Annotated in this window: 34 protein-coding genes and 1 tRNA gene; 28 read left to right on the top strand and 7 right to left on the bottom strand. The window is 63.5% G+C overall.

Going from position 1 to position 26,246, the window contains the following annotated elements; all coding sequences use genetic code 11:
* Window positions 1-37: 37 nt before the first annotated feature.
* Window positions 38-3,148: a ribonucleoside-diphosphate reductase, adenosylcobalamin-dependent gene (locus BVU17_10540; protein AUG47934.1), complete on the bottom strand. Its 3,111-nt coding sequence runs from the start codon at window positions 3,146-3,148 to the stop codon at window positions 38-40.
* Between the two features lie 573 nt (window positions 3,149-3,721).
* Here BVU17_10540 and BVU17_10535 point away from each other — a divergent pair.
* The 3 genes from BVU17_10535 (at window position 3,722) to BVU17_10525 (ending at window position 6,910) form a co-directional block, all read left to right on the top strand.
* On the top strand, window positions 3,722-4,291 hold the full coding sequence (locus BVU17_10535) for a molecular chaperone DnaJ (protein ID AUG47933.1): 570 nt from the start codon (window positions 3,722-3,724) through the stop codon (window positions 4,289-4,291).
* Between the two features lie 37 nt (window positions 4,292-4,328).
* Complete coding sequence (locus BVU17_10530) at window positions 4,329-5,012, top strand: phosphoglycolate phosphatase (GenBank protein ID AUG47932.1); 684 nt, start codon at window positions 4,329-4,331, stop codon at window positions 5,010-5,012.
* A gap of 266 nt (window positions 5,013-5,278) precedes the next feature.
* The gene (locus BVU17_10525; protein AUG47931.1) at window positions 5,279-6,910 is read left to right on the top strand and encodes a GTP-binding protein; all 1,632 of its coding nucleotides are present in this window, start codon (window positions 5,279-5,281) and stop codon (window positions 6,908-6,910) included.
* A 24-nt stretch (window positions 6,911-6,934) separates the two neighbouring features.
* Here the strand turns inward: BVU17_10525 and BVU17_10520 are convergent, their stop codons facing one another.
* From BVU17_10520 to BVU17_10500, 5 genes are all read right to left on the bottom strand, one after another.
* On the bottom strand, window positions 6,935-7,432 hold the full coding sequence (locus tag BVU17_10520; protein AUG47930.1) for a hypothetical protein: 498 nt from the start codon (window positions 7,430-7,432) through the stop codon (window positions 6,935-6,937).
* A gap of 6 nt (window positions 7,433-7,438) precedes the next feature.
* Window positions 7,439-8,371 carry a methenyltetrahydromethanopterin cyclohydrolase gene (locus BVU17_10515; GenBank protein AUG47929.1) on the bottom strand — a complete coding sequence of 311 codons (933 nt, stop codon included), beginning with the start codon at window positions 8,369-8,371 and terminating at the stop codon, window positions 7,439-7,441.
* Window positions 8,372-8,395: 24 nt separating this feature from the next.
* Entirely contained in the window at window positions 8,396-8,728 is a 333-nt protein-coding gene (locus BVU17_10510; GenBank protein ID AUG47928.1) for a hypothetical protein, read from the bottom strand.
* Window positions 8,729-8,826: 98 nt separating this feature from the next.
* Window positions 8,827-9,474, bottom strand: coding sequence for a hypothetical protein (locus tag BVU17_10505; GenBank protein ID AUG47927.1), 648 nt, complete (start codon window positions 9,472-9,474; stop codon window positions 8,827-8,829).
* Between the two features lie 141 nt (window positions 9,475-9,615).
* Window positions 9,616-9,687 (bottom strand) — tRNA-Gly (locus BVU17_10500).
* A gap of 348 nt (window positions 9,688-10,035) precedes the next feature.
* Between BVU17_10500 and BVU17_10495 the strand changes: the two genes are divergently transcribed.
* From BVU17_10495 to BVU17_10375, 25 genes are read left to right on the top strand one after another with little or no spacing between them, the layout of a single operon-like run.
* Complete coding sequence (locus tag BVU17_10495; protein AUG47926.1) at window positions 10,036-10,881, top strand: hypothetical protein; 846 nt, start codon at window positions 10,036-10,038, stop codon at window positions 10,879-10,881.
* A gap of 4 nt (window positions 10,882-10,885) precedes the next feature.
* Window positions 10,886-11,902 (top strand): 50S ribosomal protein L3, encoded by a 1,017-nt coding sequence (locus BVU17_10490; protein AUG47925.1) that lies wholly within the window; start codon window positions 10,886-10,888, stop codon window positions 11,900-11,902.
* 3 nt (window positions 11,903-11,905) lie between these two features.
* A complete protein-coding gene (locus tag BVU17_10485) occupies window positions 11,906-12,646 on the top strand; it encodes a 50S ribosomal protein L4 (protein ID AUG47924.1) in 741 nt (246 codons plus the stop codon).
* The gene (locus tag BVU17_10480) at window positions 12,643-12,900 is read left to right on the top strand and encodes a 50S ribosomal protein L23 (protein AUG47923.1); all 258 of its coding nucleotides are present in this window, start codon (window positions 12,643-12,645) and stop codon (window positions 12,898-12,900) included. Before BVU17_10485 ends, BVU17_10480 begins: the two co-directional genes overlap by 4 nt.
* A gap of 2 nt (window positions 12,901-12,902) precedes the next feature.
* A complete protein-coding gene (locus BVU17_10475; GenBank protein AUG47922.1) occupies window positions 12,903-13,625 on the top strand; it encodes a 50S ribosomal protein L2 in 723 nt (240 codons plus the stop codon).
* Window positions 13,622-14,044, top strand: coding sequence for a 30S ribosomal protein S19 (locus tag BVU17_10470; protein ID AUG47921.1), 423 nt, complete (start codon window positions 13,622-13,624; stop codon window positions 14,042-14,044). The genes BVU17_10475 and BVU17_10470 overlap by 4 nt, the downstream gene beginning before the upstream one ends.
* Before the next feature lie 2 nt (window positions 14,045-14,046).
* Complete coding sequence (locus BVU17_10465) at window positions 14,047-14,514, top strand: 50S ribosomal protein L22 (protein AUG47920.1); 468 nt, start codon at window positions 14,047-14,049, stop codon at window positions 14,512-14,514.
* On the top strand, window positions 14,514-15,428 hold the full coding sequence (locus tag BVU17_10460; GenBank protein ID AUG47919.1) for a 30S ribosomal protein S3: 915 nt from the start codon (window positions 14,514-14,516) through the stop codon (window positions 15,426-15,428). Before BVU17_10465 ends, BVU17_10460 begins: the two co-directional genes overlap by 1 nt.
* Window positions 15,425-15,640 carry a 50S ribosomal protein L29 gene (locus tag BVU17_10455; GenBank protein ID AUG47918.1) on the top strand — a complete coding sequence of 72 codons (216 nt, stop codon included), beginning with the start codon at window positions 15,425-15,427 and terminating at the stop codon, window positions 15,638-15,640. Before BVU17_10460 ends, BVU17_10455 begins: the two co-directional genes overlap by 4 nt.
* Window positions 15,640-15,924: a ribonuclease P gene (locus BVU17_10450; protein ID AUG47917.1), complete on the top strand. Its 285-nt coding sequence runs from the start codon at window positions 15,640-15,642 to the stop codon at window positions 15,922-15,924. The genes BVU17_10455 and BVU17_10450 overlap by 1 nt, the downstream gene beginning before the upstream one ends.
* The gene (locus BVU17_10445; GenBank protein AUG47916.1) at window positions 15,915-16,268 is read left to right on the top strand and encodes a 30S ribosomal protein S17; all 354 of its coding nucleotides are present in this window, start codon (window positions 15,915-15,917) and stop codon (window positions 16,266-16,268) included. The genes BVU17_10450 and BVU17_10445 overlap by 10 nt, the downstream gene beginning before the upstream one ends.
* Complete coding sequence (locus BVU17_10440; GenBank protein ID AUG47915.1) at window positions 16,268-16,666, top strand: 50S ribosomal protein L14; 399 nt, start codon at window positions 16,268-16,270, stop codon at window positions 16,664-16,666. Before BVU17_10445 ends, BVU17_10440 begins: the two co-directional genes overlap by 1 nt.
* A 4-nt stretch (window positions 16,667-16,670) precedes the next feature.
* The gene (locus BVU17_10435; GenBank protein AUG47914.1) at window positions 16,671-17,033 is read left to right on the top strand and encodes a 50S ribosomal protein L24; all 363 of its coding nucleotides are present in this window, start codon (window positions 16,671-16,673) and stop codon (window positions 17,031-17,033) included.
* Window positions 17,030-17,734, top strand: a complete 705-nt coding sequence (locus tag BVU17_10430) for a 30S ribosomal protein S4e (GenBank protein AUG47913.1) — start codon at window positions 17,030-17,032, stop codon at window positions 17,732-17,734. The genes BVU17_10435 and BVU17_10430 overlap by 4 nt, the downstream gene beginning before the upstream one ends.
* Window positions 17,731-18,264, top strand: a complete 534-nt coding sequence (locus BVU17_10425; GenBank protein ID AUG47912.1) for a 50S ribosomal protein L5 — start codon at window positions 17,731-17,733, stop codon at window positions 18,262-18,264. Before BVU17_10430 ends, BVU17_10425 begins: the two co-directional genes overlap by 4 nt.
* Window positions 18,261-18,446, top strand: a complete 186-nt coding sequence (locus BVU17_10420; GenBank protein AUG47911.1) for a 30S ribosomal protein S14 — start codon at window positions 18,261-18,263, stop codon at window positions 18,444-18,446. The genes BVU17_10425 and BVU17_10420 overlap by 4 nt, the downstream gene beginning before the upstream one ends.
* Window positions 18,447-18,448: 2 nt before the next feature.
* Window positions 18,449-18,841 carry a 30S ribosomal protein S8 gene (locus BVU17_10415; protein AUG47910.1) on the top strand — a complete coding sequence of 131 codons (393 nt, stop codon included), beginning with the start codon at window positions 18,449-18,451 and terminating at the stop codon, window positions 18,839-18,841.
* A 2-nt stretch (window positions 18,842-18,843) separates the two neighbouring features.
* Window positions 18,844-19,380, top strand: a complete 537-nt coding sequence (locus BVU17_10410) for a 50S ribosomal protein L6 (protein AUG47909.1) — start codon at window positions 18,844-18,846, stop codon at window positions 19,378-19,380.
* A complete protein-coding gene (locus BVU17_10405) occupies window positions 19,380-20,105 on the top strand; it encodes a 50S ribosomal protein L32e (GenBank protein AUG47908.1) in 726 nt (241 codons plus the stop codon). Before BVU17_10410 ends, BVU17_10405 begins: the two co-directional genes overlap by 1 nt.
* Complete coding sequence (locus BVU17_10400) at window positions 20,105-20,554, top strand: 50S ribosomal protein L19e (protein ID AUG47907.1); 450 nt, start codon at window positions 20,105-20,107, stop codon at window positions 20,552-20,554. Before BVU17_10405 ends, BVU17_10400 begins: the two co-directional genes overlap by 1 nt.
* Window positions 20,554-21,117, top strand: a complete 564-nt coding sequence (locus BVU17_10395; GenBank protein ID AUG47906.1) for a 50S ribosomal protein L18 — start codon at window positions 20,554-20,556, stop codon at window positions 21,115-21,117. The genes BVU17_10400 and BVU17_10395 overlap by 1 nt, the downstream gene beginning before the upstream one ends.
* Window positions 21,114-21,752, top strand: coding sequence for a 30S ribosomal protein S5 (locus tag BVU17_10390; GenBank protein ID AUG47905.1), 639 nt, complete (start codon window positions 21,114-21,116; stop codon window positions 21,750-21,752). The genes BVU17_10395 and BVU17_10390 overlap by 4 nt, the downstream gene beginning before the upstream one ends.
* Window positions 21,752-22,216 (top strand): 50S ribosomal protein L30, encoded by a 465-nt coding sequence (locus BVU17_10385; protein ID AUG47904.1) that lies wholly within the window; start codon window positions 21,752-21,754, stop codon window positions 22,214-22,216. Before BVU17_10390 ends, BVU17_10385 begins: the two co-directional genes overlap by 1 nt.
* Window positions 22,216-22,713, top strand: coding sequence for a 50S ribosomal protein L15 (locus BVU17_10380; protein ID AUG47903.1), 498 nt, complete (start codon window positions 22,216-22,218; stop codon window positions 22,711-22,713). Before BVU17_10385 ends, BVU17_10380 begins: the two co-directional genes overlap by 1 nt.
* A gap of 6 nt (window positions 22,714-22,719) precedes the next feature.
* Window positions 22,720-24,183 (top strand): preprotein translocase subunit SecY, encoded by a 1,464-nt coding sequence (locus BVU17_10375; GenBank protein AUG47902.1) that lies wholly within the window; start codon window positions 22,720-22,722, stop codon window positions 24,181-24,183.
* 843 nt (window positions 24,184-25,026) lie between these two features.
* Here BVU17_10375 and BVU17_10370 read toward each other — a convergent pair.
* Window positions 25,027-26,085, bottom strand: a complete 1,059-nt coding sequence (locus BVU17_10370) for a hypothetical protein (GenBank protein AUG47901.1) — start codon at window positions 26,083-26,085, stop codon at window positions 25,027-25,029.
* Between the last annotated feature and the right edge of the window lie 161 nt (window positions 26,086-26,246).

The raw sequence follows: 26,246 nt of genomic DNA, 5'->3' as shown, positions 1-26,246 counted from the left end.
GCGGCGAATGACAGAGCCGCCTCTCAGGCTGAGACGGTCAGCACTCGGACCAGCCACAGGACTCGCAGGTCTTGCAACCCTCTGAGTAGTACAGCGACAGCGAGCCACAGTCAGGACATTCCGGGCTCTCGCCGGCGTCGATGATGTCCTGCTGGTCGCCGCTCGTGTCGGCTGCGGCGGCCGCACCGCCGTCGGTCTGGGTCTGTGTGGCGGGTTCGGTCTCGCCTTCGGCCTTCTCGGCCGTCTCCTCCAGCGTGGTCTGGTCGGGATAGGCCTTGTCGACGTCGCCGTCGAGGTAGCGACGCAGGGCGGTGCCGATGGCGTCCGGGATAGACTGTATCTGCTCGCCCTTGTCCCAGGCGACCTTCGGCGACCGGATGCCCTGCAGTTCGTCGGCGATTTCCTCGGGGTCGACGCCCGAGCGCAGCGCCGTCGAAATGGTCTTTGCCAGCGCCTCGGTGAAGGAGGCGGTGAAGCCGCCGGAGTTGCCGATGTTGGCGAACAGCTCGAACGGCCGGTCGGCCTCGGGGTCCTCGTTGATGTTGACGTAGAGCTTTCCGTAGCCGGTGTCGATGCGCTGGGTGACGCCATGGAGCACGTCCGGCCGGGTCTGCTTCTTGGCGAACTCGGCGTCGGTGTCGCCGTCGGCGACACTCAGGATTTCCTCGACGGAGTCGTCGAGGGCGGCCTGAACAGCCTCGTCTTCGAGGAAGCCCTCGATGCCGCCGAAGACCTCCTCTATCTGGGCAACGACCTCCTCGGCGTCCATGTCCGAGAACTCCGTGTTCTGGGCGCGCGTTGTCAGCACCTGCTTGCTGCGGGTGCCGTCGCGGTAGTAGGTGACGCCCTTGCCGCCGTGGTCGTAGATGTACTCGAACACTTCGGCTGCGTCCTCGGTCGTGGAGTCGTTCGGGGCGTTGACCGTCTTCGAGATGGCGGAGTCGACGCCCTCCTGACAGGCCACCTGGATACCCGCGTGCTGCTTCGCCGAGAGGTCGCCAGTCGTGACGAACAGCTCGCCGATGGCGTCGGGCACAGTCGTCAGCCCGTCGACGCCGTCGAACTCGTTGTTGGCCATCTGCTCTTGGGCCTCCTGCTTGACGGCCTCGACGTCGATGTCGTTGTCCTCCAGTGCGCGGAGGAAGTAGTCGTCGAACTCCACGAGCATCTCGTCGCCCTGCACGTCGTCGGAGACGTTCTTGTAGTAGGCGACGTTGTAGATCGGTTCACAGCCACCGGTGGTGTTGCCGATCATCGAGGTCGTCCCGGTCGGGGCGATGGTCGTGGTGTTGTGGTTGCGGATCGGGTAGCCGTCCGCCCAATCCTCGGCGTCCTCGCCGGTCTGTTTCTCGAACCAGTCGGGGTAGTCCGTCGGGTTCGCGTACTTAGAGTTGTCCCACTCCTCGAAGGTGCCGCGCTCGGTCGCAAGCTCGTGGCTCGCAGCCTTGGACCCGTGGTTGATGTGGCGCATCGTCTGGCGGGCGATCTCGTTTGCCTCCTCGGTCCCGTAGGCGACGCCGAGCTGGATGTACAGCTGTGCGAGGCCCATGATACCGAGGCCAATCTTGCGCATCTCCCGGACCTTCTGCTCGATCTTCTCGACCGGGAAGTCGGACATCGTAACGACGTTTTCGAGGAAGCGGGTGCCGAGTTCGATGCGTCGGTCGAACTCGTCCCAGTCGATCGCTTCCTCGAGGAACGCGTCGATAGCCGCTTCAATCGAGTCGTATTCGTCAGCGTGACGGTCCGACCAGACGCGCCAGTCCGGCGCGTCCGTGGCAGCCAGCGTCGAGAGGTTGATGTGCCCGAGGTTGCAGGCCTCGTACTCTTCGAGGGGCTGTTCGCCACACGGGTTCGTGGCGAGAATCTCGTGGTCGGGGTGTTCCTCGACGTCGAAGGAGTGTTGCTTGTTCACCCGTTCGAGATAGATGACACCGGGCTCGCCGTTCTCGTGAGCGCCCTCGACGATGTCGTCCCAGAGTTCCTCGGCCGGAATCGAGAGCTCCTCGCCGACCTCGACGTGCTCGCCGAGGCCGAACATGTCGTACAGTTCTTTCGTCTCCTCGGTGACGATGTGGGCGTCGCCCGTTCGTGGATTGGTGAAGGTGAATTCTTCGCCGGCTTTCAGCGCCTCCATGAAGTCGTCAGTGACCCCGACGGAGATGTTGAAGTTCGAGAGGTGGCCCTCGACGGCGTTGCGGAGGTGCTTTGGCACCTTTCCGTCGTCGTCAATGAGTTCCCGTGCTTCTTCCAGGGCCTCGGCAAAGGAGTTGTGCGTGAAGTCGTCCGGGTCGTTCAGGCGGAGTGTCTCGGCCAGCGAGACGTCCTTGTTCTTGGCGTGGATGAACTGGATGACATCCGGGTGGGAGACGCGCATGACGCCCATCTGTGCGCCGCGGCGAGCCCCGCCCTGCGCGATGGTCTCGCACATCTGGTCGTAGGTCCGCATGAACGTGATGGGGCCGGACGCGATGCCGCCGGTGGAGCCGACGGGGTCGCCGTACGGGCGGAGCTTCCAGAACGCATAGCCCATGCCACCGCCGGACTGGAAGACCTGTGCGGCCTCCTTGGCGGTCTGGTGGATGTCGTCGATGTCGTCAGCTGGTGAGTCGACGAAACAGGCGGAGAGCTGCTGGAGTTCGTCGCCGGCGTTCATCAGCGTCGGCGAGTTCGGCATAAAGGAAAGCTGTTCCATCTGCTCCTGGAAGGCGTCGGCGGTTGCTTCGACATGCTCGCGGACGCCCTCGGGCAGTTCCGGCACAATCGTCTCGTAAGCGAACTTGTTGACGTTGTAAACAGAGAGTTCGGTCTCGACATCGTCGTCGACCGACGTGCCCTTGCCGAACACCTCGTCGGCGAGCTCGTCGCGGCGCGGGTGGTCGGGCTTCAACTGGTCCGGCGAGACGTATACGTCGATGTCTTGCTTGTTGGCCTCGAACACTGCTTCGGCGAGCGCGATGTTCTTGGCGACGCGGTCGAAGAGGTCTTCGGGTTCCTCGATGAGGTCACCGTTGGCATCCTTCCGGAGGTAGCGAGCCGGGAGAATGTTGTGGTAGGCGTTGCCTGTGAGTCGCTCTTCGATCGTGTCACCGTCGGTACGTTTGATCGGGAGCGTGATCTCGTCGGCGGAAAGGTCGCTGTTACTCATCGCCCGCTCCTCCTCCCGACAGCGGCCGTCTGTCGGTCGATACCCCTCGTCGTAGCTACCCGTGATCCTGTCATTTCTGGCGGCGAATACGTATTCATCGATAGCGTTTAATCCTTCTTGTCTGCGATTCGGTGGCGGCCGTAGCAAGCTCCGGAGTCGCGGCTACGGTGCTCGACGAACTGTGCTGGTGACGCGTGAAACGATAGCCGCGTACAACGGAATAGATGCCGTCGATTCTTCTTAATACTGTCTAGACCGAGGTGAAAGTGAAAACCCGTCCTCGTGAACCACCAGACGTGACCGAGATATCCAGTAGAAACAGGCGGGGGTTTGCGCGTTGTGACAGCCGCTCACTAACGGTACGTGGGGAGGTTATAAGACTGTGTCAGACCCTCCGCCCTAGTGCGGTTTTGCCAAATCAGTCCTGTCAGTCCGTGCGGTGTCGATATCGGGTGCATGTTCGCTGTTTTGCTCTTGGTTCTTCTGGAACGTGTCCGCTATAGAGTCCGAGAGCGAACTGATTGACAGGCGAGAGGCGGGACGCTTACAGGTCTGTGGACCGAAGAAGAACGCGTGCAGTACGATGGGCTCACCAAGGGAATCGCAGTGGTGTTTGGAGGCCTGACAGTCGTCCTGACGGCGGTGGGCCTCGTAATCAATCCTGCGGTGCTCTTTCTGGCGCTCATGTTCGGGGTGTCGACGTATTTCATGTACTACCACCTCAGCGGGAAAATGGCGGCAAGCCTCTACGAACGGGTTGAGCGACAGGCGGCCCAGAACACGGGGAACGCCCGTCGCGGCGGGTTCGGAGCCGGGCCACGAGAGGAGTGGGAACCACCGCGAGACGGTCGTCGAGCACGCCGCTCACAGGCGAGTCAGGGTGGCCAGCGTCGCCGCCAGCGACGCCAGCGCCAACGACGCCAGACAGCGGGCGGCCGGCAGCGCCGACAGCGCGTTCAGTCGTCGGGACCGAGTCCGGCGGAGGCCTACCGACGGCTGGGCCTCGACCCGGATGCCGACCAGAGTTCCATCAAGCGGGCCTACCGGGAGAAAGTCAAAGAGGTCCATCCCGACACCGACAGCGGGAGTGAACGGGAATTCAAGCAGGTGCAGGCAGCCTACGAGACGCTGACCGACGACTGACCGCAATTTCCATAAGCGGTGCTCCGAACCGGAACGTATGGACACCGACACGCCGCCCCTCATTGTCGACATCGACGGGACACTGACCGACGAGAACCGCGCAATCGACCCCCACGTCATGCCAGTCCTCCGCGAGTGGCCTGCACGCGTCGTCATCGCCACCGGTAAGGCAATGCCGTTCCCGATTGCCCTCTGTGAGTTTCTGGGTATCGAGCGGACAGTCGTCGCCGAGAACGGCGGCGTCGTGTTCGTCGAAGCGAGCGACGAACTCAGGCTGGAAGGCGACCACGAGGCGGCGTTAGCGGTCGGCGAGGCCTACCGCGATCTGGGCCACGACCTCGGTTTCGGGCAGGTCGATCTGGCAAACCGATGGCGCGAGACGGAACTCGTCGTGTCGCGCGATCGGCCGCTTGAACCACTGGAGGAACTGGCTGCGGCGCGCGGGCTCGTCGTCCTCGACACCGGCTTCGCCTACCACGTGACGGACCCGGTCGTCGACAAGGGGACCGGTCTTGAAGCGGTGTGTGCAGAACTGGGCTTGGAGCCGGCCGAGTTTCTGGCGGTCGGCGACTCGGTAAACGACGCCCAGATGTTCGACCTGGCCGGCGAGGCTGTTGCTGTTGCTAATGCCGATGAGACGGCACTCGAACGGGCCGACCGAGTGACCAGCGGGAGCTACGGCGACGGCTTTCTCGAAGCGGTCGCGCCATACCGGGAGTGACGGTCGCATGACCGACGGTCTGACCAGTCCCTGTCCGAATGGGCAAGCAGGTGACGCCATCGACACCAGCTAGCACACGGAGCGGCGTCACGCAACCGCGAACCCCGCGTGGCGGCTCAGTTCATGGCCCGTGCTGGCCGCGTCCTTGCGTATAAATATCCGTCCGAGCGCTACTGTGAGAGATACACTCAGCCACCGGATTCAGGAGGGCTCTAGAGCCGTAAATCCGGGGAAGGCTTATGTCTGCCCCACGGTAACGAGGGGATATGAGCCCCGACCGGGCTGTCCTCCGGCGTGCGCTTGACCGCGGCGAGCGTGAGGGCGGCAGCGTCGAGTTCAAAGAACGGCTCACCGAGAACCTCCACCTGTCCGAGGGGCGACTCGAATCTCTCGCGGCGCAGCTGCGCCACCGCGTTCTCTCCGGGGATGGGGAGGCGACGTACGTCGTCGGGGTCACCGACGACGGTGGTCTCGCAGGCATCTCGCCGGCGGAGTTTTCCGAGTCGATGGACGTACTCAGCCTGCTGGCAGAAGAGGCCGGCGCACACATCGAGGATGTCAAAACATGGGGCGTCGATGGCATCTCGGACGACGGGTCGACCGACACGGACGGCATCGTGGGTGTGGCAACGGTCTCCGAGGGGTCGGTCCTCGCGGACGACGACCACATCGTCGTCGGAACTGCTGGGCACGTCGACCACGGCAAATCCACGCTCGTGGGGTCGCTGGTCACCGGTGACGCCGACGACGGCGAAGGCGGGACCCGCGGTTTTCTGGATGTCCAGCCTCACGAAGTCGAGCGGGGACTGTCGGCGGACCTCTCCTACGGCGTCTACGGCTTCGACGACGACGGAGAGCCGATCCGCATGGACAACCCACATCGGAAGGACGACCGCGCTCGCGTCGTTGAGGAGTCTGACCGACTGGTCTCTTTCGTCGACACTGTCGGTCACGAGCCGTGGCTTCGGACGACGATTCGCGGCCTCGTCGGCCAGAAACTCGACTACGGCCTCCTGACCGTCGCGGCCGACGACGGGGTGACAGAGACGACGCGAGAACACCTCGGTATCCTGCTGGCGACGGACCTCCCGACGATTGTCGCCATTACCAAAACCGACCTCGTCGAGCAAGAGCGGGTCGCCGAGGTCGAACGCGCCGTCGAGCAGGCACTGCGAGAGGTCGACAAGACGCCGCTCCGGGTCGAGCGCCACGGCGTGGACACGGCTATAAACGAGATCTCCGAGACCGTCGTGCCGGTAATCACCACCAGCGCCGTCACCAAGGAGGGGCTGGACGACCTTGACGAGATGTTCGAGGCGCTGCCCAAAACCGCCGGCGAAGTGGGCGACTTCCGGATGTACGTCGACCGGACGTACAACGTCCAGGGCGTCGGCGCGGTCGCCTCGGGTACCATCAAGTCCGGCGCGGTCGAGGCGGGCGACGAACTGCTTCTCGGACCGATGCAGGACGGGAGCTTCCGCGAGGTCGAGGTCCGCTCCATCGAGATGCACTACCACCGGGTCGACGAGGCCAAGGCTGGCCGCATCGTCGGCATTGCGCTGAAGGGCGTCCGCGAGGCAGACATCGAGCGTGGGATGGTCCTGCTCCCGAGCGACGCAGACCCGTCGCCGGTCCGCGAGTTCGAGGCCGAGGTGATGGTGTTGAACCACCCGACCCGCATCGGTGACGGCTACGAACCCGTAGTCCACCTCGAAACGGTCAGCGAGGCCGCAGCCTTCTATCCGGACGGCGGGCAGTTGCTCCCGGGCGACGCCGGCAAGGCCCGGATCAGTTTTAAGTTCCGCTCCTATCTTATCGAGGAGGGCCAGAAGTTCGTCTTCCGCGAGGGCAGTTCGAAGGGTGTGGGCACCGTCACCGACACCGACCCGGCAGAGTAGCGCCCCGCCGTCTCTATCGTCCTCTCACCGGTCTGCGCTGTCTCCGGTCAGTAACCTGTAGTCGTCATCCGCTCTTTCTGCGAGACCAAACAGCACGGCCCAATCCAACAGACTCGTCGTCCGCTCTCGCCAGACGGCCTCCCAATCGGTGTGCCGCTCGCGCTCCCAGCGAGGAATCTCAGCCCGAAGCGCCTCGAACGCAGCATCGGCATCTACGCCCTCTGAATCGAGAGCAGCGAGGAGCACGTCGACACCGAAAACCGCTTCTTCGAAGGCTGTCGCAAGGGCCGCCCGGTCGGGATCAGTCCTCGTCCGGTAGTAACCCCGTTCGCTCTCGGCGACCAGTCCCAGTGCCTGCAGGAACACCAGGTACTCCTGTGCCGTTTCGCGGTCGGATACGTCGGTTGCTGTCTGTATCGCTCGACAGCAGTCGGCCTCGCTGTCGGGGACCAGCGGAATCGCCTCTCTCGCCGTGTCCAGAAACGAACGCGATCGGGCCGGCGGCGCGACCTTGTAGCGCATACCCGATTACAGGCCGAAGCTCTCGGCTAACACGTTCTCGCTCGTCTCACCGACGACGTGCGTGTCGCCGCCGACAACGTCGATGGTGACGGCAGCTGGGCCAAACAGTTCGACGGGAAGCTCCGCGAAGTCCCAGTCCACGTCCTCGAAGACGCCCTCCAGTGGCTCGCCGTACTCCCTGGCGGCGACGGAGGGGACCTCGTCGAAGCGGTCGAAGGACTCGTCGACGGTGAGATGCACCTCGCTGCCGTAGGCGAGTGCGTCTGTGGTCCGAGCCATCGCAGTCGCCTCGTTACTGGCGACCGGCGCGACCGGCGCGCGGCCGCTGGCCGACAGCACCGACACCGGATCGAAGCCAAGCTCGGCCAGCCGGAAGACGGCCAGCTCGGCGGCCCGCGCCGCGGCGACAACGCTCCCGGTCACGCTCGCTGTCGCAAACGACGGCAGGAACACGCCGGTCTCGGGGACGCCGGTGCGCTCGGCGACCTGGCTCGCAACGTCCTCGTCCGGCAGTTCGTCGGTCTCAAGGGCCAGCACAGCGAAGTCGGCGTCCTCCCGGTAGCCGATACGCTGGAACGCCTCCTCTTCGGCGACCAGCGCGCGTGCCGGGCCGCTCCCGAGCGCCTCGAAGCCGCCGACGGCCAGTTCCCAGCCGCCCTTCTGCGAGCACAGCAGGGCCAGTGCCGGGTGGTCTGTCGACAGCTCGACGTGGTTCAACGGTGCGCCGCCAACGGTGTCCATCGTGGACTGGACCGTCGCCAGCCCGGCTGTCTGAATTTCCGCGAGCAACATGCCAGCTTCGACAGCACCGGGAACCTCGACGCCGAAGTCCAGCACCGCGGCGTCGCCTTCCAGTGCGTGTACGTCTATCGTGAGCTCATCGGCAAAGTCGATGGCCTCGTCGACGAGTTCCGTGGCCATCCGATTGAGACTGTCCATACGCCGTCTTTGGTACCCTTCCCTTTAGTCTCCGCCTTCGGCCGCGTCGCTTCTGGCCGCCCGACCCAGGTGCTCCTCGACGGCGTCGACCTTGTCCCGCGCCTGCTGGTCGACAGTCCGCTTGTCGTCGATCTTCAGGAACGTGCTCACGCGGTCGGTCTGCTCGCCGACGGCCTCGTGAGCCGCGTGGGTGGCCGCGAACAGTTCCTCGCTGTCCTCCGCTTCGATGATGGTCCCCATCGGCGTCGTCTCGTAGTCGACGTCGAACGCCTCTAGCGCCGCGACGGCGTCGGCGACGTACGAGGACATGCTGCCTTCGATGACCGGTGCGACCGAGAGAAACCCTATGCAGGTCATATCAGTCTCCACGCGCGCCCGCGACCTAACCGCTGTGGTGCTCGCGTGCTGCTATCGCTGTCGGACTGGAGTAACGAAGCCGCCGCTGTTCGGAACGGTTACTCGCCTTCTTCGACTGGTGCGCCGCGCGCGTTCGTCTTCACGCTCTGGAGCCCCTGTTTCGCCTTCTGCTTCGATGCGTACCCCTGTCCGCAGTCGGCGATTATCTCACCGTTGTCGTGGCGGAGCCGCCAGCGGGCCTTGTCCCCGCTGTCTTTGAACAGTTCGAACGTCGCCTTGCTCCCGCCGTCGTCGGGGGCGGTCTCGTCCTTGGATTTGTCGACGACATACGCGCCGGGGGCGTTGTTCTTGACGCTCTCGAGCCCTTGCTTTACCTTCTGCTTCGAGGCGTAGCCCTCGCCGCTGTCGGCGATGATGTTCCCGTTGTCGTGGCGGAGCCGCCAGCGGTACTGCTCGGCGTTGTCCTCGTACACCTCGAACGTGGCCTTGCTCGCGACGACCTCGGTCTCGACCTCGCCGTCCGCTTCCTCCCATCCCATCTCGATTTCGAGGGTGACGGTGCCGTCCTCGCGTTCGACCCCGACCTCGAAGTCGGACTCAGCCGGTGGGTCGACAGTCACAGTCTGTTCCTCGTCGGCCGGCACTGGCTCGCCGCGGCTGAGCCTGTTTGCCAACCGCCGGAAGTACGACGCGATTCCCCTTCGACTCCGTGTTTCCTGTGACTCGTGGACGGTCTCGTCTGTCATGCAACCACACTGTCGACGGGAAAACGGATAACGCTGCCCCCCGATTCGTCAGCCGACGGTGCTGTCTGTCGCAGAAGCACGTCATCAAAACGTCAGGAGCCGACGCGGCTCGCTGTGCTCGTCGGTCGATGTCGGCAGAAATGCGCTGGCTGGGATTTGAACCCAGGTTGTGACCATGGCAAGGTCACGTGATACCAACTACACTACCAGCGCGTACTTCGTTCGCCCTGACCTTCGCGGCCGTCGGCCGCTCGGTACCAGCGCGCAACGCCTCGTTGCAATCAAATCTGGCGAGGGTGAGAGTAAAAAGCCTTCCGTTTTCCGGGGAAAACCATGGGAAGTGAGGGCAATCATCTCCCCGGCTGAGCGCCGGATCATGTGATGGCGTCACGAGACATAGACTTTCGGAAGCGGCAATACAGTGAGCCGTTGCATCGGTCCCGAACCGGCATGACGGACCATGTGAACGCGACGCATCGCGAACGCGAAACGGGGGCTTTTTAAGCCCTGGAAAGGGAGATATCGGCACAGTCTAGTGGCGCGACGTGGAAGCGTCACGGCATGACGACCAGCGTACTCGTGCCGTCTTCCCTCGCACGGGAAGCCGAGGACAGACGCGAGGCAACTCGCAAGCTCGGTTACGTGGCCCGCGCGGCTGCGGTCTACCGGGTTGATCGGCTGACAGTGTATCCCGACCCTGACGGGGCGGGCAAGTGGGAAGACGGGTTCGTCGAAACCGTGCTGCGGTACGCCGCGACGCCCCCGCACCTCCGAAAGGAGATGTGGGGTAAGCGGGACGAACTGGAGTGCGTCGGCGTCCTGCCGCCGCTCCGCGTGCGTTCACAGACCGGCTCCGGATCTGAGGGTTCGGGGTCGTTAAGACAGGGAATCGTGACCGAGGTCGGAGCTGATGGGCGCGTCCGGGTCAATTGCGGCATGCAACACCCGATCTCCCTGCCCGTCCCAGCGGATATGGACGTGGCACAGGGGGAGCGCGTGACCGTCAGGGTCTCTTCGCGACGGCCGGTCCGGGCGAAACTCGTCGACGCCCCTACAACGGGATTCGACGTTGTCGCCGCGGACCTCGATGCGGCACTCTCGCGCGACGATGCCGGGCTCACTATCGCGTCCTCGCGATACGGCGAGCCGGTAACGTCGACCCGTCTCGGCCAGCTGGCCGAGCGGCGCGACGCCGAGGGCGGCATGACCGTCGCCTTCGGGGCACCCGAGCGCGGGTTACCGTCGATACTCGACGTTGCCCCGGACGCCGTCGGGGGAGACCAGACGAGCGACGAACCAGAAGGGTTCGACCTCTGGCTGAATACGGTTCCGAACCAGGGCAGTGAGGTCGTGCGGACGGAGGAAGCTCTGTTCGCCTCCCTCACCTGTCTAACCCTCACGGAGTAAACGAATGCCACAACCAAGCAGACCACGCAAAGGCTCAATGGGCTTTGGCCCGCGCAAGCGCTCGACGAGCGAGACACCTCGCTTCAACAGCTGGCCGTCCGACGACGGCCAGCCGGGCGTCCAGGGGTTCGCCGGCTACAAGGCAGGCATGACACACGTCGTGCTCGTCAACGACGAACCCAACTCCCCCCGCGAGGGGATGGAGGAGACTGTCCCGGTGACAGTCATCGAGACGCCGCCGATGCGCGCCGTCGCCCTGCGAGCGTACGAAGACACGCCGTACGGTCAGCGTCCGCTGACGGAAGTCTGGACCGACGAGTTCCACTCGGAGCTCGACCGGACCCTGGACGTTCCGGAGGACCACGACCCGGACGCTGCTGAGGAACAGGTACGTGACGCACTCGAGGCCGGTGACCTCGGGGACGTGCGAGTTATTACGCACACCGTCCCCGACGCCGTCCCGAGCGTCCCGAAGAAAAAGCCCGACGTGATGGAGACTCGCGTCGGCGGTGGGTCCGTTTCGGACCGCCTCGACCACGCCCTCGACCTCGTCGAGGACGGTGGCGAACACGCCATGAACGACATCTTCCGCGCCGGCGAGTACGCCGACGTGGCCGGTGTCACGAAAGGCAAGGGGACGCAGGGTCCCGTCAAGCGGTGGGGCGTCCAGAAGCGGAAGGGCAAGCACGCCCGCCAGGGATGGCGCCGACGGATCGGCAACCTCGGTCCGTGGAACCCGTCCCGCGTGCGCTCGACGGTCCCCCAGCAGGGGCAGACCGGCTACCACCAGCGCACCGAGCTCAACAAGCGTCTCATCGACATCGGCGAGGGCGACGAGCCCACCGTCGATGGCGGCTTCGTCAACTACGGCGAGGTCGATGGGTCGTACACGCTCGTGAAAGGCTCCGTGCCCGGTCCGGACAAGCGCCTGGTGCGCTTCCGGCCCGCAGTGCGTCCGAACGACCAGCCGCGCCTCGACCCCGAGGTGCGCTACGTCTCCAACGAATCGAACCAGGGATAACCTATGCAGGCAACAATCTACGACCTGGACGGCAACACAGACGGCGAGGTCGACCTGCCGGACGTCTTCGAGACGCCGGTTCGGACCGACCTCATCGGCAAGGCTGTACGTGCCGCACAGGCCAACCGGAAGCAGGACTACGGGTCCGACGAGTACGCCGGCCTCCGAACGCCGGCCGAGTCCTTCGGTAGCGGCCGCGGGCAGGCACACGTCCCGAAGCAGGACGGCCGTGCCCGCCGCGTCCCGCAGGCGGTCAAGGGGCGACGCGCCCACCCGCCGAAAGCCGAGAAGGACCGCTCGCTCGACCTCAACGACAAGGAACGGCAGCTGGCCGTTCGCTCGGCGCTGGCCGCGACGGCCGACGCCGACCTCGTCGCCGACCGTGGCCACGAGTTCGACCGTGACGAAGTCCCCGTCGTCGTCTCCGACGACTTCGAGGACCTCGTCAAGACGCAGGAAGTCGTCTCGCTGCTGGAGGCGCTCGACGTCCACGCGGACATCGACCGCGCCGACGAGACGAAGATCAAGGCTGGACAGGGGTCGGCCCGCGGACGGAAGTACCGTCGTCCCGCCTCGATTCTCTTCGTGACCAGCGACGAGCCGTCGACGGCCGCCCGCAACCTCGCGGGAGCCGACGTGGCGACCGCAAGCGAGGTCAACACGGAAGACCTCGCGCCCGGCGGCGCACCCGGTCGACTCACCGTCTTCACGGAATCCGCACTCGCGGAGGTGGCCGAGCGATGAGCTGGGATGTCATCAAACACCCACACGTCACTGAGAAGGCCATGAACGACATGGACTTCCAGAACAAGCTCCAGTTCGCCGTCGACGACCGCGCCTCCAAGGGCGAGGTCGCCGACGCCGTCGAGGAGCAGTACGACGTGACAGTCGAACAGGTCAACACGCAGAACACGATGGACGGCGAGAAGAAGGCCGTCGTTCGCCTCTCCGAGGACGACGACGCCCAGGAAGTCGCCTCCAGAATTGGGGTGTTCTAACGATGGGACGACGAATCCAAGGACAACGGCGCGGCCGCGGGACCTCTACGTTCCGTGCGCCGTCGCACCGTTACAAGGCTGATCTGGAGCACCGCAAGGTCGAGGACGGCGACGTCGTCGCCGGCACAGTCGTCGACATCGAGCACGACCCGGCCCGCTCGGCCCCGGTCGCCGCCGTCGAGTTCGAAGACGGCGACCGTCGTCTCATCCTCGCGCCGGAGGGCGTCGGGGTGGGCGACGAGCTACAGGTCGGCGTCAGCGCCGAAATCGCACCCGGGAACACGCTCCCGCTGGCCGAAATCCCAGAGGGAGTCCCGGTGTGTAACGTCGAATCCAGCCCCGGTGACGGTGGGAAGTTCGCCCGCGCGTCGGGTGTCAACGCCCAGCTGCTCACCCACGACCGCAACGTCGCGGTCGTCAAGCTCCCCTCCGGGGAGATGAAGCGGCTTGACCCGCAGTGTCGTGCCACCATCGGCGTCGTCGCCGGTGGCGGCCGAACTGACAAGCCGTTCGTCAAGGCTGGCAACAAGCATCACAAGATGAAAGCGCGAGGGACGAAGTGGCCCAACGTCCGCGGTGTTGCGATGAACGCTGTCGATCACCCGTTCGGTGGTGGCGGCCGCCAGCACCCCGGCAAGCCCAAGTCCATCTCGCGGAACGCCCCGCCTGGCCGTAAGGTCGGGGACATCGCCTCGAAGCGAACTGGTCGAGGTGGCAACGAATGAGTTCAGAGTATCAAATCGGCCACGAAGGAGAGTTCTCCTTCCGCGGCCACACGCTCGACGAGCTGCAGGAGATGGAGCTCGAGGAAGTCGCGGAACTGCTCCCCGCTCGACAGCGGCGAAGTATCGTACGCGGCCTGACCGAGGAGAAACACAAGCTCCTCGACAAGGCCCGCGCGGCCGGCGAAGAGGAGACAGCCAACGACCCGATCCGGACGCACCTGCGCGACATGCCGGTGCTCCCGGAGATGGTCGGGCTGACCTTCGCCGTCCACGACGGCCAGAACTTCGAGCGTGTCAAAGTCGAGCCCGAGATGCTCGGCCACTACCTCGGTGAGTTCCAGCTCACCCGGAGTAGCGTCGAACACGGTCAGGCCGGTATCGGAGCGACACGCTCCTCGAAGTTCGTACCGCTCAAATAATCATGGGAATCAGTTACTCAGTCGAAGCCGACCCGGACACGACGGCCAAAGCGATGCTCCGGGAGCGGCAGATGAGCTTCAAGCACAGCAAGGCCATCGCCCGCGAGATCAAGGGCAAAACGGCCGGCGAGGCTGTCGACTACCTCGATGCGGTTATCGAGGGCGACCAGCCCGTTCCGTTCAAACAGCACAACTCGGGCGTCGGCCACAAAAGCAAGGTCGACGGCTGGGACGCCGGACGCTATCCGGAGAAGGCCAGCAAGGCCTTCCTCGACCTGCTCGAGAACGCGGTCGGCAACGCCGACCACCAGGGCTTCGACGGTGAGGCCATGACGATCAAGCACGTCGCCGCCCACAAGGTCGGCGAGCAGCAGGGTCGCAAGCCCCGCGCGATGGGGCGTGCCTCGGCGTGGAACAGCCCGCAGGTCGACGTCGAACTCATCCTCGAAGAGCCGGAGGTCGAAGACTAATGGCCGACGAACAACAGTTCATCGAGGACGGACTCCAGCGGACCCAGATCGACGAGTTCTTCGCAGAGGAACTCGGTCGCGCCGGCTACGGCGGCATGGACGTCGCCAAGACGCCGATGGGGACCCAGATCGTGCTCAAAGCCGAGAAGCCAGGGATGGTTATCGGCAAGGGCGGGAAGAACATCCGGAAGATAACGACGGAACTCGAGGAGCGGTTCAACCTCGACGACCCGCAAGTCGACGTGCAGGAAGTCGACGAGCCGGACCTCAACGCCCGCATTGTCGCGGACCGACTGGCCAACGCACTCGAGCGTGGCTGGTACTTCCGCAAAGCGGGCCACACCACCATTGATCGTATCATGGAGTCGGGCGCGCTCGGCGCAGAGATCGTCCTCTCCGGCAAGGTCACGGGTGCACGCTCGCGCGTGGAGAAGTTCAACCGCGGCTACGTCAAGCACAACGGCGAGCCCGCGGAGGAAATCGTCGACAGCGGTGTCGGCGTCGCCGTGATGAAGCTCGGTACCATCGGGGTCCGAGTCAAGATCATCCCGCCGGACGCGGAGCTCCCCGACGACTTCGAGATCTACGAGGATGTCGACGTCGAGGACTACGTGGCCGACACCGACGGCGAGTCCGTTGAGGAACTCCTCGAGGGCGAGCCCGAAGACAGCGAAACCGCCGAGGAACTCGACGAGGACGTGGCCGCCGGGGCCACCGACGACGCCGAGTCCGACGAGGAGTTCGTCGACGAGGAAATCGTCGAGGAAGACGTCGAAGTCCCGACCGACGACGATGTCGAGGACGTCGATGTCGACGAACTCGAAGAGGCCGTCGACGAGGAACTCGACGAAGACGTCGAGGCGGAAGCCGAAGAGCTGATGGACGAAATGGACGAGGAGGGTGAGGACGAATGACTGTCCTCCACGTCCAGGAAATTCGGGACATGACGCCCGCCGAGCGCGAGGCGGAACTCGACGACCTGAAGACCGAACTGCTGAACGCCCGGGCCGTGCAGGCCGCGGGTGGTGCGCCGGAAAACCCCGGTCGCATCAAGGAGCTGCGGAAGGCCATCGCCCGCATCAAGACGATTCAGGGCGAAGAAGGCGACCTGCAGGAGAACGAATAATGCCACTGACACCCGAGACGCTCCCACGACACGAACTCGTCGGCCTCGACTGTGAGGTCGTCGCGGCGTCCAACCCGGACGCCGTCGGTATCAGCGGCACTGTCGTCATGGAGACGACACAGATGCTGACGGTCGAGGGGACTGACCGGGTGTGGCACGTGCCGAAGGACAGCGCGACCTTTTCGTTCGGCGTCGACGGACAGCGAGTCCAGGTCGACGGCGACCGACTCGTCGCGCGTCCCGCTCGTCGCACAGAGAACACAGGAGATTCACTATGGCGCTAGGACTGAACGTACAGGAACCGGAGGAAACCTGTGCCGATCAGAACTGCCCGTTCCACGGAGAGCTCTCCGTGCGCGGACAGACACTGAACGGCGAGGTAGCCTCCACTGACATGGAGAAGACCGTTGTCGTCGAGCGCGAGTACGACGTGAAGGTGCCGAAATACGACCGCTTCATGAAGCGGCGGAGCCGCGTTCCGGCTCACGCACCCGACTGTCTCGACCTCGCGGTCGGTGACACGGTCACGATAGCAGAGTGTCGACCGCTCTCGAAAACGAAAAGCCACGTCGTCGTTAGCGCGGGCTCGGACGAGGCCGCGAACGACGAACAGGACGGTGATGCCTGATGGAAGCACTCGGTGCTGACGTCACGCAAGGCCTAGAGAAGGGGTCGCTCATCACGTGTGCGGACAACACGGGAGCGCGCGAACTCAAGGTCATTTCCGTCCACGGCTACTCGGGAACGAAGAACCGCCACCCCAAAGCTGGACTGGGCGACAAGATCACGGTCTCGGTCACCAAGGGGACGCCCGAAATGCGTCGCCAGGTGCTCGAAGCCGTCGTCGTCCGCCAGCGAAAGCCGATCCGTCGACCCGACGGTACCCGCGTCAAGTTCGAAGACAACGCGGCCGTCATCGTCGACGAGAACGAGGACCCGCGCGGGACCGAGCTGAAAGGTCCCATCGCACGGGAAGTCGCACAGCGATTCGGCAGTGTGGCATCAGCAGCGACGATGATCGTATAGAACCATGAGCAAGCAACCAGACAAACAACGCAAGAGTCAACGACGTGCCCCGCTTCACGAGCGGCACAAGCAGGTCCGGGCGACGCTGTCAGCCGACCTCCGCGAGGAGTACGGCCAGCGAAACGTCCGCGTCAACACCGGTGACACCGTCGAGGTGCTCCGTGGCGACTTCGCTGGCGAGGAAGGCGAAGTCCTCAACGTAGACCTCGACAAGGCCGTCATCCACGTCGAGGATGTCACGCTCGAAAAGACGGACGGCGAGGAAGTCCCGCGACCGCTGGACACCTCGAACGTCCGCGTGACGGACCTGGACCTCGAAGACGAGAAGCGCGAGGCGCGTCTCGAATCGGAGGATGATTCCGCATGAGTAACCACCAGAAGCGACTCTCGGTGCCAAACAGCTGGCCTGTAGAGCGCAAGACCGCGACGTTTACGGTGAAAGCCGGTGCCGGCCCGCACGGTGAGGACGGGGTTCCCCTACTCATCGTTCTCCGGGACGTGCTCGGCTACGCCGACAACCGCAAAGAAGCCCGCTACGCCCTCAACGAGGACAACGTCCTCATCAACGGGAAGGCTATCTCCGACGAGGAGCGCCCCGTCGGGATGTTCGACATCCTGGCCTTCACCGAGCGCGAGGAGTACTACCGCGTGTTCCCCGGCGAGGGTGGTCGGCTGGCGCTGACCGCAATCGACCCGGACGCGGCCGAATCCAAGCTCGGCAAAATCGTCACCAAGACCCACGTCTCCGGTGGCGACGTCCAGCTGGGCCTCCACGACGGTGAGACACTCATCGTCGAGGACGACCAGACCTACGATGCTGGTGACTCCATCGTCGTCGGCAACGAGGACGGCGAAATCGTCGCCCACTTCGAATACGAAGAGGGCGCGCTTGTCACCGCCGTCGACGGTGCCCACGCGGGCGAGGTCGGCGAAATCGAGGAGATTCAGGTGACGCCGGGCTCGGCCCAGAACAACGTCATCGTCTCACAGGACGACGGTGACGGCTTCGAGACAGTCGAAGAGTACGTCGTCGTCATCGACGAGAACTTCACAGGTGATGACGAATGAGCTCCGAGAGTGAGTCCAGCGGCGATTTCCACGAGATGCGCGAACCGCGCATCGAGAAGGTCGTCGTCCACATGGGTATTGGCCACGGTGGGCGCGACCTCGCCAACGCAGAGGACATTCTCGGGGAAATCACCGGACAGACGCCGGTTCGAACGAAGGCCAAGCGGACTGTCGGCGAGTTCGACATCCGCGAGGGCGACCCCATCGGTGCGAAGGTCACCCTCCGCGACGAGATGGCCGAAGAGTTCCTCCAGACGGCGCTGCCGCTCGCTGAACTGGCGACGAGCCAGTTCGACGATACCGGCAACTTCAGCTTCGGCGTCGAGGAACACACCGAGTTCCCGAGCCAGGAGTACGACCCGAGCATCGGAATCTACGGGCTGGACGTGACGGTCAACCTCGTCCGCCCCGGCTACCGCGTCGCCAAGCGCGACAAGGCGTCGCGCTCGATTCCGACGAAGCATCGACTCAACCCGGCGGACGCGGTCGCCTTCATCGAGTCGACCTACGACGTGGAGGTGAGCGAATGAGCGAAAGTGAAACCACAGACGAGCCCGATTCCGAGACGGCAACCAGTGAGCGAACTGGCCAGCTCGAGTCCTGTCAGCGCTGCGGGCGCGAACAGGGACTCGTCGGCAAGTACGATATCTGGCTGTGCCGCCAGTGCTTCCGCGAGATTTCGCGGGGCATGGGCTTCAAGAAGTACAGCTAACAATGACAGGGAACGACCCATTTGCCAACGCACTGTCGGCGCTTAACAACGCCGAGAGCGTCGGGCACCTAGAGCAGACAGTATCGCCCGCTTCGAACGAGATCGGCAGCGTCCTCGAGGTCTTCTACGACCGCGGGTACATCGACGGATTCAGTTTCGTCGACGACGGCAAAGCCGGCGAGTTCGAAGTCGAACTGAAAGGAGCCATCAACGAGTGTGGCCCGGTCAAGCCCCGCTACTCTGCGGGCGCAGACGAGTTCGAAAAGTGGGAGAAGCGGTTCCTCCCCGCCCGTGACTACGGGACCCTTGTCGTCACGACCAGCCACGGCATCATGAGCCACTACGAGGCTCGTGAGCAGGGCGTTGGTGGCCAAGTCATCGCGTACGTATACTAACAATGCCACGAGTAGAACTGGAGATTCCGGAGGACGTGGACGCCGAGCAGGACCACCTTGACATCACCGTCGAGGGGGACAACGGCAGCGTCACGCGTCGGCTCTGGTACCCTGATATCGACGTGTCCGTCGACGGCGACACGGTCGTCATCGAGTCCGACGAGGACAACGCCAAGACGATGTCGACGATCGGTACCTTCCAGAGCCACATCGAGAACATGTTCCACGGCGTGACCGAGGGCTGGGAGTACGAGATGGAAGTCTTTTACTCTCACTTCCCGATGCAGGTCGACGTCGAGGGTGACGAAGTCGTCATCGAGAACTTCCTGGGCGAGAAGGCCCCCCGTCGCACGACGATCCACGGCGACACGGACGTCGAAATCGACGGCGAGGAGCTGACCATCAGTGGTCCCGACATCGAAGCCGTCGGTCAGACCGCTGCGGACATCGAACAGCTCACGCGCATCAACGACAAGGACGTGCGTGTGTTCCAGGACGGGGTGTACATCACCCAGAAACCGAACCGAGGTGACGCCTGATGGCGGACAATGAAGAAGATGTCGAAGCAGAGGCAGAGTACACCGAACTGACCGACATCAGCGGCGTCGGCCCGTCCAAGGCGGAATCGCTCCGCGAGGCCGGGTTCGAGTCGGTCGAAGACGTCCGCGGTGCCGACCAGTCCGCGCTCGCCGATGTCAGTGGCATCGGGAACGCGCTGGCGGCCCGAATCAAGGCCGACGTCGGCGGACTCGAAGTCGACTCCGAGACCGAAGCCGAAGTCGAAGAGGAAGGCGGCGAAGAAGCCCCCGACGAGGATGTGGAGACAGAACTCCAGGCTCGCGGGCTCACCGACAAGACGCCGGACCTCTCCGACGATGAAGCGCGGCTGCTGACCCAGCGGCACCGGGTCGGCAAGCCGCAGTTCAACCGCCAGGACCACCACAAGAAAAAGCGCGTCTCGACCTCGTGGCGCAAGCCCCGCGGCCAGCTCTCGAAGCAGCGCCGCGGTATCAAGGGCAAGGGCGACACGGTTGAGGCGGGCTTCCGCTCGCCGACCGCGGTTCGTGGCAAGCACCCGTCCGGCTTCGAGGAGGTCCGCGTGCACAACGTGGACGACCTCGAAGGCGTTGACGGCGACACCGAGGCCGTTCGGATCGCCTCGAAGGTCGGCGCTCGCAAGCGCGAGCGAATCGAAGAGGAAGCCGAGGACGCGGGCATCCGCGTGCTCAACCCCACCTACGTCGAAGTCGAGGTGAGTGAGTGATGACTGATCTCTCTGCACAGAAGCGACTCGCGGCCGACATCCTTGACGTCGGGAAGAACCGCGTCTGGTTCGACCCCGAGCGACAGGGCGACATCGCTGACGCGATTACCCGCGAGGACGTTCGCGAACTAGTCGATGAGGGCGCCATTCAGGCGAACGACAAGAAAGGCAACTCCCGTGGACGCGCCCGGGAGCGCCAGAAGAAGCGTGCGTACGGCCACCAGAAGGGTGCCGGTACCCGGAAGGGCAAGGCAGGCGCACGGCAGAACTCCAAGGAGGACTGGGAGTCACGCATCCGCGCACAGCGGACGAAGCTGCGCGAACTGCGTGACGAGGGAACGCTTTCGAGTTCGCAGTACCGCGACCTGTACGACAAGGCCGGCGGTGGCGAGTTCGACAGCGTTGCCGATCTCGAACGTTACATCGACGCAAACCACGGTGACGCATAATGGCGACAGGACCACGATATAAAGTACCGATGCGGCGACGCCGCGAGGCCAGAACCGATTACCATCAGCGGTTGCGCCTGTTGAAATCCGGTAAGCCACGTCTCGTTGCTCGAAAGAGCAATAAACACGTCAGGGCGCAGCTGGTGACGCTTGGCCCCAACGGCGACGACACTCTCGCGTCCGCTCACTCGAGCGACCTCGCCGAGTACGGCTGGGAGGCCCCGACGGGCAATATGCCCTCGGCCTACCTCACCGGTCTGCTCGCCGGGCTTCGCGCGCAGGAAGCGGGCATCGAGGAGGCAGTGCTCGACATCGGACTCAACAGCCCGACCCCCGGAAGCAAAGTATTCGCAATACAGGAAGGCGCAATCGACGCCGGCCTAGACATCCCACACAACGACGACGTACTCGCCGACTGGCAGCGCACGCGCGGTGCCCACATCGCCGAGTACGACGAGCAGCTCGACGAGCCGCTGTACAGCGGCGACTTCGACGCTGCCGATCTCCCGGAGCACTTCGACGAGCTCCGCGAGACCCTACTGGAAGGTGACATCGAACTATGAGTGCTAACAACGGATGGGAGCCACGGACACGCCTCGGCAAGCAGGTCGTCGAGGGCGAAATCGACTCCATGCAGGAGGCGCTGAACTCCGGGCTCCCGCTGAAAGAATCGGAAGTCGTCGACCAGCTCGTTCCCGATCTGGAAGACGAAGTGCTGGACATCAACATGGTTCAGCGGATGACAGACTCCGGCCGCCGCGTGAAGTTCCGCTGCGTGGTCGCCGTTGGCAACCGCGACGGTCTCATCGGCTACGCCGAAGGCCGTGACGACCAGGTCGGCGGTGCCATCCAGAAAGCAATCGACATCGCGAAGCTGAACATCATCGATGTCTCCCGCGGCTGCGGGTCCTGGGAGTGTGGCTGTGGCCGTCCCCACACGGTCGCGCTGCGCACCGAGGGCAAGGCCGGAAGCGTCGAAGTCGAGCTGCAGCCGGCCCCGCGCGGGCTGGGCCTCGCGGGCGGAGAGACCGTCCGCAAGGTGCTCGAACTCGCCGGCATTGAGGACATCTGGACACGCAGTAGCGGGAACACGCGCACCACGGTCAACTTCGCAAAGGCGACGTTCAACGCCCTGCAGAACACGGCCGAGGCGCGCGTCCCCGAACGAACCTTCGAGAAGCGAGAGGTGATCGAGTGATGCACGCGCTCGTCCAGCTCCGTGGCGAAGTCAACATGCACAGCGACATCCAGGACACTCTGGAGATGCTCAACATCCACCACGTGAACCACTGCACGCTCGTCCCCGAGACGGACGCCTACCGCGGCATGGTGACGAAGGTCAACGACTTCGTCGCCTTCGGTGAGCCGAGCCAGGACACCTTGGAGACGATTCTGGCCACGCGCGCCGAGCCGCTTGAGGGCGACGCCGACGTGGACGACGAGTGGGTCGCCGAGAACACGGACTACGACGACATCTCCGGGCTCGCGTTCGCGCTCCTCTCCGAGGAGACGACGCTGCGCGAGCAGGGACTGTCACCGACGCTCCGTCTGCACCCGCCTCGCGGCGGTCATGACGGTGTCAAACACCCCGTCAAAGAGGGCGGGCAGCTCGGGAAACACGACACCGAGGGAATCGACGACCTCCTGGAGGCGATGCGATAATGACGAGTAAAAAGAAACGACAGCGCGGCTCGCGCACGCACGGCGGTGGCTCGCACAAGAACCGACGTGGTGCCGGCCACCGCGGCGGTCGCGGTGCCGCAGGCCGTGACAAACACGAGTTCCACAACCACGAACCGCTCGGCAAGAGCGGCTTCAAGCGCCCGCAGAAGGTGCAGGAAGAGGCCGCGACGATCGACGTTCGCGAGATCGACGAGAACGTCACGCTGCTGGCTGCCGATGACGTCGCCGAAGTCGAAGACGGTGGCTTCCGCGTCGATGTCCGTGATGTGGTCGAAGAGGCAGACGACGCCGATTACGTGAAGGTCCTCGGTGCCGGCCAGGTTCGCCACGAACTCACGCTCATCGCCGACGACTTCTCCGAGGGCGCTCGCGAGAAAGTTGAAGCCGCAGGCGGAAGCGTCGAACTGACCGACCTCGGCCAGGAGCGCCAGGCCGAGGCCGAAGAAACCGACGACGCGGACGCGGACGAGGAATAACGAACGATGAGCTGGAAGGACACCGCCGAACCACTGCTTGTCCGGATGCCTGCAGTCCAGCGACCGGACGGACACGTCCCGTTCAAGCGCAAGCTCACTTGGACAGGTGGCGTGCTCCTGCTGTATTTCTTCCTGACGAACGTGAAGCTGTTCGGGCTGGACATCGACGCCAGCCAACAGGTGTTCGGGCGCTTCTCCTCGATTCTGGCCTCCGGCCAGGGGAGCATCATGCAGCTGGGTATCGGTCCGATCGTCACGGCGTCCATCGTGTTACAGCTCCTCGGTGGGGCGGACCTGCTCGGGCTGAACACCCAAGACGATCCGCGAGATCAGATCCTCTATCAGGGGCTCCAGAAGCTGCTGGTGCTTGTGATGATCTGTCTCACCGGGCTCCCGATGGTGTTTGCCGGCGGCTTCCTCCCGGCTGACACAGCGGTCGCGAACTCACTGGGTATCGGCACGGCCGGTGTCCAGTGGCTCATCTTCGCCCAGATGTTCGTCGGCGGTGTCCTCATCCTGTTTATGGACGAGGTCATCTCCAAATGGGGCGTCGGCTCCGGTATCGGGCTGTTCATTGTCGCCGGCGTGAGCCAACGGCTTGTCGGTGGCCTCCTGACGGCCCCGTTCCTCGGGAACAGCGAGGGGATTATCTACACCTGGTACCTGTTCATCACCGGCGAGCGCGGCACCGGACCAGTGCTAGCTGCTGATGGCCTCCAGACCGTGCTGCTTCAGGGCGAACTGCTGGGGCTGTTCACGACGGTCCTCATCTTCGCCGTGGTCGTCTACGCCGAATCGGTCCGCGTGGAGATTCCGCTGTCGAACGCCCGCGTGAAAGGGGCCCGTGGCCGGTTCCCGGTCAAGCTTATCTACGCGAGCGTCCTGCCGATGATCCTCGTCCGGGCACTGCAGGCGAACATCCAGTTCCTGGGCCGGATCCTGAACGCCCAGCTGGGTTCGATGCCAGCGTTCCTCGGCACGTACGCTAACGGCCAGCCCACCGGCGGCCTGTTCTACTTCCTTGCCCCCATCCAGAGCCGTGGCGACTGGATGTGGTGGCTCGAAGGGACGGCCCAACCGGTCTGGCAGATCCTGACCCGCGTCGGTATCGACCTGTTCGTCATGCTGGTCGGCGGCGCCATCTTCGCCGTGTTCTGGGTCGAGACCACCGACATGGGCCCGGAGGCGACGGCCAAGCAGATCCACAACTCCGGGATGCAGATCCCTGGCTTCCGCCAGAACGTCGGCGTCATCGAGAAAGTGCTTGAGCGGTACATTCCGCAAGTGACTGTCATCGGCGGTGCCTTGGTTGGGTTGCTCGCCGTGATGGCCAACATGCTGGGTACCATCGGCGGCGTCTCCGGTACCGGGCTGCTACTGACGGTCTCCATTACGTACAAGCTGTACGAGGAGATCGCCGAAGAGCAACTCATGGAGATGCATCCGATGATGCGCCAGATGTTCGGATGAGATGACAGAGAATCCGCAAAGCGCCGCTTAGCTACCTCTTTTTCCGTATCGTCCGAATGGCATAGCAGTTTCCTCAAGAATCGGGAGCTACCGATCGGTCATTCAGTGTGGGGCGAATAGACACAGATACCCGTCCGCTCTCGCCTCGGTCAAAGTGCTGCGGATGACCTTTCCTTGCGGGATACACCGTGAAGCGGGACACCCAGAGACGACGACAAGACACGATTGTATCATTACGCCTTGCAAGCACTGAAAAGGGTGCCGCTGACGAAGACGCTGAGCAACGGTGTTCTGAGGCGTGATATGGGGAAACATGACCATGAACTCTCAGTTCCCCTGTCGTTCTTTCACCGGCACGACTGTTTCTAAGCCGCACATGTGATTGACTCCTATAGGCTGAACGTACCGCGTTGCCCTTTCACCTGACACGCTGCAAGCAAACGATCAGAACGCAGGAAAGCAACGGAACAACACTGTCAACAGGTACGACTTCAGTGGAGAGAACGACACGGATATGTGCCGCGATGATGGCAATAATTATCCCCTAGTAAAGAGTGGGTGCAGTTGTTGCTGTTAAGATGTCCACGGTTGGGCCAGACACTACGCGCTTGTTCCGGTGCACGTCCGGCAGGCAGTGAGCACATTGATCCACTCATAGAATCGGGCACCATTGCCAGCGTAATTCAGATTCCAGCCGCATATCGATGTGGTGCAGTCGGTGAATGCCTAAGACGAATGTACCCCTATCCTAAGCCACTGATGACAAAAATGAACGGTAGTAATCTTTTCTCAAGACAGTCAAGTTGCATAAATTCCGTTTGAAAACACCTCGTCAGCAGCCACTCACGGTTTATATTCATCGGTAAGCCGGCGGTCGATAACTGTCACCATCCTTTCAACGGTACGAGTCCATGTATGTGAAGCGGCCCAGCACTGTGCTCCGTCTGAGTACTGTCGGTCGTCATCAAGAAGTTCACGGAGAGCTGCTGCGACGGCGTCTGGGTTGGGACGGGTGCATCTGCCTGACGTGCCATCTGCAATCGCGTCTTCAGCGCCAGTACCGAATGTCCCGACGACTGGGACTCCGTGACGGTTTGCTTCAAGATACACGAGTCCAAAGCCCTCGAAATGGTGGTTGACATACCGGGGCGTGAGGATGAAGGCTTCAGCGGTCGCGTACCATCGCTCAAGTTCTTCATCTGGAACCTTCCCCTCAAAATGAATACGGTCACTCAGTCCGTTCTCACGCACGATGTTTCGAACGCCGTCTGCGTACTCGGTGTCTGATCCACTGCCGACCAAATGATAGTCAACGTCTGGTTCGTCGTCAGCAATACGGACAAACGCTTCGGCAGAGAGGTGCTGACCTTTTCGAGGCTTGAACGCCCCGACAGTCAGTAAGACACGGTGGTCGAGCGAAAACGGCGTTGGAGGATCGTTCACCGGAGGCACGCCGTTAGGGACCGTGACGAGGTTCTGAGATTTTGTAACTGACCGAATGCAGTCGGCGGTAAACGTCGAAACGCAGAACGCTGCGGCTGCCTTAGACAGCGCTAAGCGCGCCGGTAATCTGTGCTTCGAGTGGAGCGGCTCGACCGCGTACGTCCCGTGACACGAGACGAAGTACGGCACGTCAGTACGACGAGTGGCGAGGTAGGCTACCAGTGAGTAGGGGTACGCGACCAGTGAGAAAATGGCGTCTACGTCGTCAGTCGCACGCCGAACGCTGCTGGCCGCCCGGAGAACAGAAACAGGCGATGACTGCAGCGCCAATGGGCTAGGGAGGTCGGTTCGGACGTCAACTTCATAGTAGTCACGGAGTCTTGAGACGACCGCCTCGGAGTACTGTCCCCAGCCAGTGTCGGGGGATAATGTTGGCGTCAGAATAAGGAGACGATGCATAACATATAGAACGAAATAACGAGATATGCAAATACTTGTTGGCATTCCCTGTAGCAGGCATATCATTAAATCGCCCGCCTTTGCGGGAGATCTCGGTTTATTATCGGCATCATAAGAGCGTCAGCCTTCCCGGCGGACGCATCCGGGGACGATTCAACGAA

The sequence above is a fragment of the Haloarcula taiwanensis genome (assembly GCA_002844335.1).
In the GTDB taxonomy this organism is placed as follows: Archaea; Halobacteriota; Halobacteria; order Halobacteriales; family Haloarculaceae; genus Haloarcula; species Haloarcula taiwanensis.
Note: the sequence above shows the minus strand (reverse complement) of the source record. Positions and strands in the feature narration are given on the sequence as shown.

Bases quoted from the DNA above. Each gene is read 5' to 3' on its own strand.
- BVU17_10540 (AUG47934.1), bottom strand. From the start codon at position 3,148: ATGAGTAACAGCGACCTTTCCGCCGACGAGATCACGCTCCCGATCAAA.
- BVU17_10530 (AUG47932.1), top strand. From the start codon at position 4,329: ATGGACACCGACACGCCGCCCCTCATTGTCGACATCGACGGGACACTG.
- BVU17_10525 (AUG47931.1), top strand. From the start codon at position 5,279: ATGAGCCCCGACCGGGCTGTCCTCCGGCGTGCGCTTGACCGCGGCGAG.
- BVU17_10520 (AUG47930.1), bottom strand. From the start codon at position 7,432: ATGCGCTACAAGGTCGCGCCGCCGGCCCGATCGCGTTCGTTTCTGGAC.
- BVU17_10515 (AUG47929.1), bottom strand. From the start codon at position 8,371: ATGGACAGTCTCAATCGGATGGCCACGGAACTCGTCGACGAGGCCATC.
- BVU17_10510 (AUG47928.1), bottom strand. From the start codon at position 8,728: ATGACCTGCATAGGGTTTCTCTCGGTCGCACCGGTCATCGAAGGCAGC.
- BVU17_10505 (AUG47927.1), bottom strand. From the start codon at position 9,474: ATGACAGACGAGACCGTCCACGAGTCACAGGAAACACGGAGTCGAAGG.
- BVU17_10495 (AUG47926.1), top strand. From the start codon at position 10,036: ATGACGACCAGCGTACTCGTGCCGTCTTCCCTCGCACGGGAAGCCGAG.
- BVU17_10490 (AUG47925.1), top strand. From the start codon at position 10,886: ATGCCACAACCAAGCAGACCACGCAAAGGCTCAATGGGCTTTGGCCCG.
- BVU17_10485 (AUG47924.1), top strand. From the start codon at position 11,906: ATGCAGGCAACAATCTACGACCTGGACGGCAACACAGACGGCGAGGTC.
- BVU17_10480 (AUG47923.1), top strand. From the start codon at position 12,643: ATGAGCTGGGATGTCATCAAACACCCACACGTCACTGAGAAGGCCATG.
- BVU17_10475 (AUG47922.1), top strand. From the start codon at position 12,903: ATGGGACGACGAATCCAAGGACAACGGCGCGGCCGCGGGACCTCTACG.
- BVU17_10470 (AUG47921.1), top strand. From the start codon at position 13,622: ATGAGTTCAGAGTATCAAATCGGCCACGAAGGAGAGTTCTCCTTCCGC.
- BVU17_10465 (AUG47920.1), top strand. From the start codon at position 14,047: ATGGGAATCAGTTACTCAGTCGAAGCCGACCCGGACACGACGGCCAAA.
- BVU17_10460 (AUG47919.1), top strand. From the start codon at position 14,514: ATGGCCGACGAACAACAGTTCATCGAGGACGGACTCCAGCGGACCCAG.
- BVU17_10455 (AUG47918.1), top strand. From the start codon at position 15,425: ATGACTGTCCTCCACGTCCAGGAAATTCGGGACATGACGCCCGCCGAG.
- BVU17_10450 (AUG47917.1), top strand. From the start codon at position 15,640: ATGCCACTGACACCCGAGACGCTCCCACGACACGAACTCGTCGGCCTC.
- BVU17_10445 (AUG47916.1), top strand. From the start codon at position 15,915: ATGGCGCTAGGACTGAACGTACAGGAACCGGAGGAAACCTGTGCCGAT.
- BVU17_10440 (AUG47915.1), top strand. From the start codon at position 16,268: ATGGAAGCACTCGGTGCTGACGTCACGCAAGGCCTAGAGAAGGGGTCG.
- BVU17_10435 (AUG47914.1), top strand. From the start codon at position 16,671: ATGAGCAAGCAACCAGACAAACAACGCAAGAGTCAACGACGTGCCCCG.
- BVU17_10430 (AUG47913.1), top strand. From the start codon at position 17,030: ATGAGTAACCACCAGAAGCGACTCTCGGTGCCAAACAGCTGGCCTGTA.
- BVU17_10425 (AUG47912.1), top strand. From the start codon at position 17,731: ATGAGCTCCGAGAGTGAGTCCAGCGGCGATTTCCACGAGATGCGCGAA.
- BVU17_10420 (AUG47911.1), top strand. From the start codon at position 18,261: ATGAGCGAAAGTGAAACCACAGACGAGCCCGATTCCGAGACGGCAACC.
- BVU17_10415 (AUG47910.1), top strand. From the start codon at position 18,449: ATGACAGGGAACGACCCATTTGCCAACGCACTGTCGGCGCTTAACAAC.
- BVU17_10410 (AUG47909.1), top strand. From the start codon at position 18,844: ATGCCACGAGTAGAACTGGAGATTCCGGAGGACGTGGACGCCGAGCAG.
- BVU17_10405 (AUG47908.1), top strand. From the start codon at position 19,380: ATGGCGGACAATGAAGAAGATGTCGAAGCAGAGGCAGAGTACACCGAA.
- BVU17_10400 (AUG47907.1), top strand. From the start codon at position 20,105: ATGACTGATCTCTCTGCACAGAAGCGACTCGCGGCCGACATCCTTGAC.
- BVU17_10395 (AUG47906.1), top strand. From the start codon at position 20,554: ATGGCGACAGGACCACGATATAAAGTACCGATGCGGCGACGCCGCGAG.
- BVU17_10390 (AUG47905.1), top strand. From the start codon at position 21,114: ATGAGTGCTAACAACGGATGGGAGCCACGGACACGCCTCGGCAAGCAG.
- BVU17_10385 (AUG47904.1), top strand. From the start codon at position 21,752: ATGCACGCGCTCGTCCAGCTCCGTGGCGAAGTCAACATGCACAGCGAC.
- BVU17_10380 (AUG47903.1), top strand. From the start codon at position 22,216: ATGACGAGTAAAAAGAAACGACAGCGCGGCTCGCGCACGCACGGCGGT.
- BVU17_10375 (AUG47902.1), top strand. From the start codon at position 22,720: ATGAGCTGGAAGGACACCGCCGAACCACTGCTTGTCCGGATGCCTGCA.
- BVU17_10370 (AUG47901.1), bottom strand. From the start codon at position 26,085: ATGCATCGTCTCCTTATTCTGACGCCAACATTATCCCCCGACACTGGC.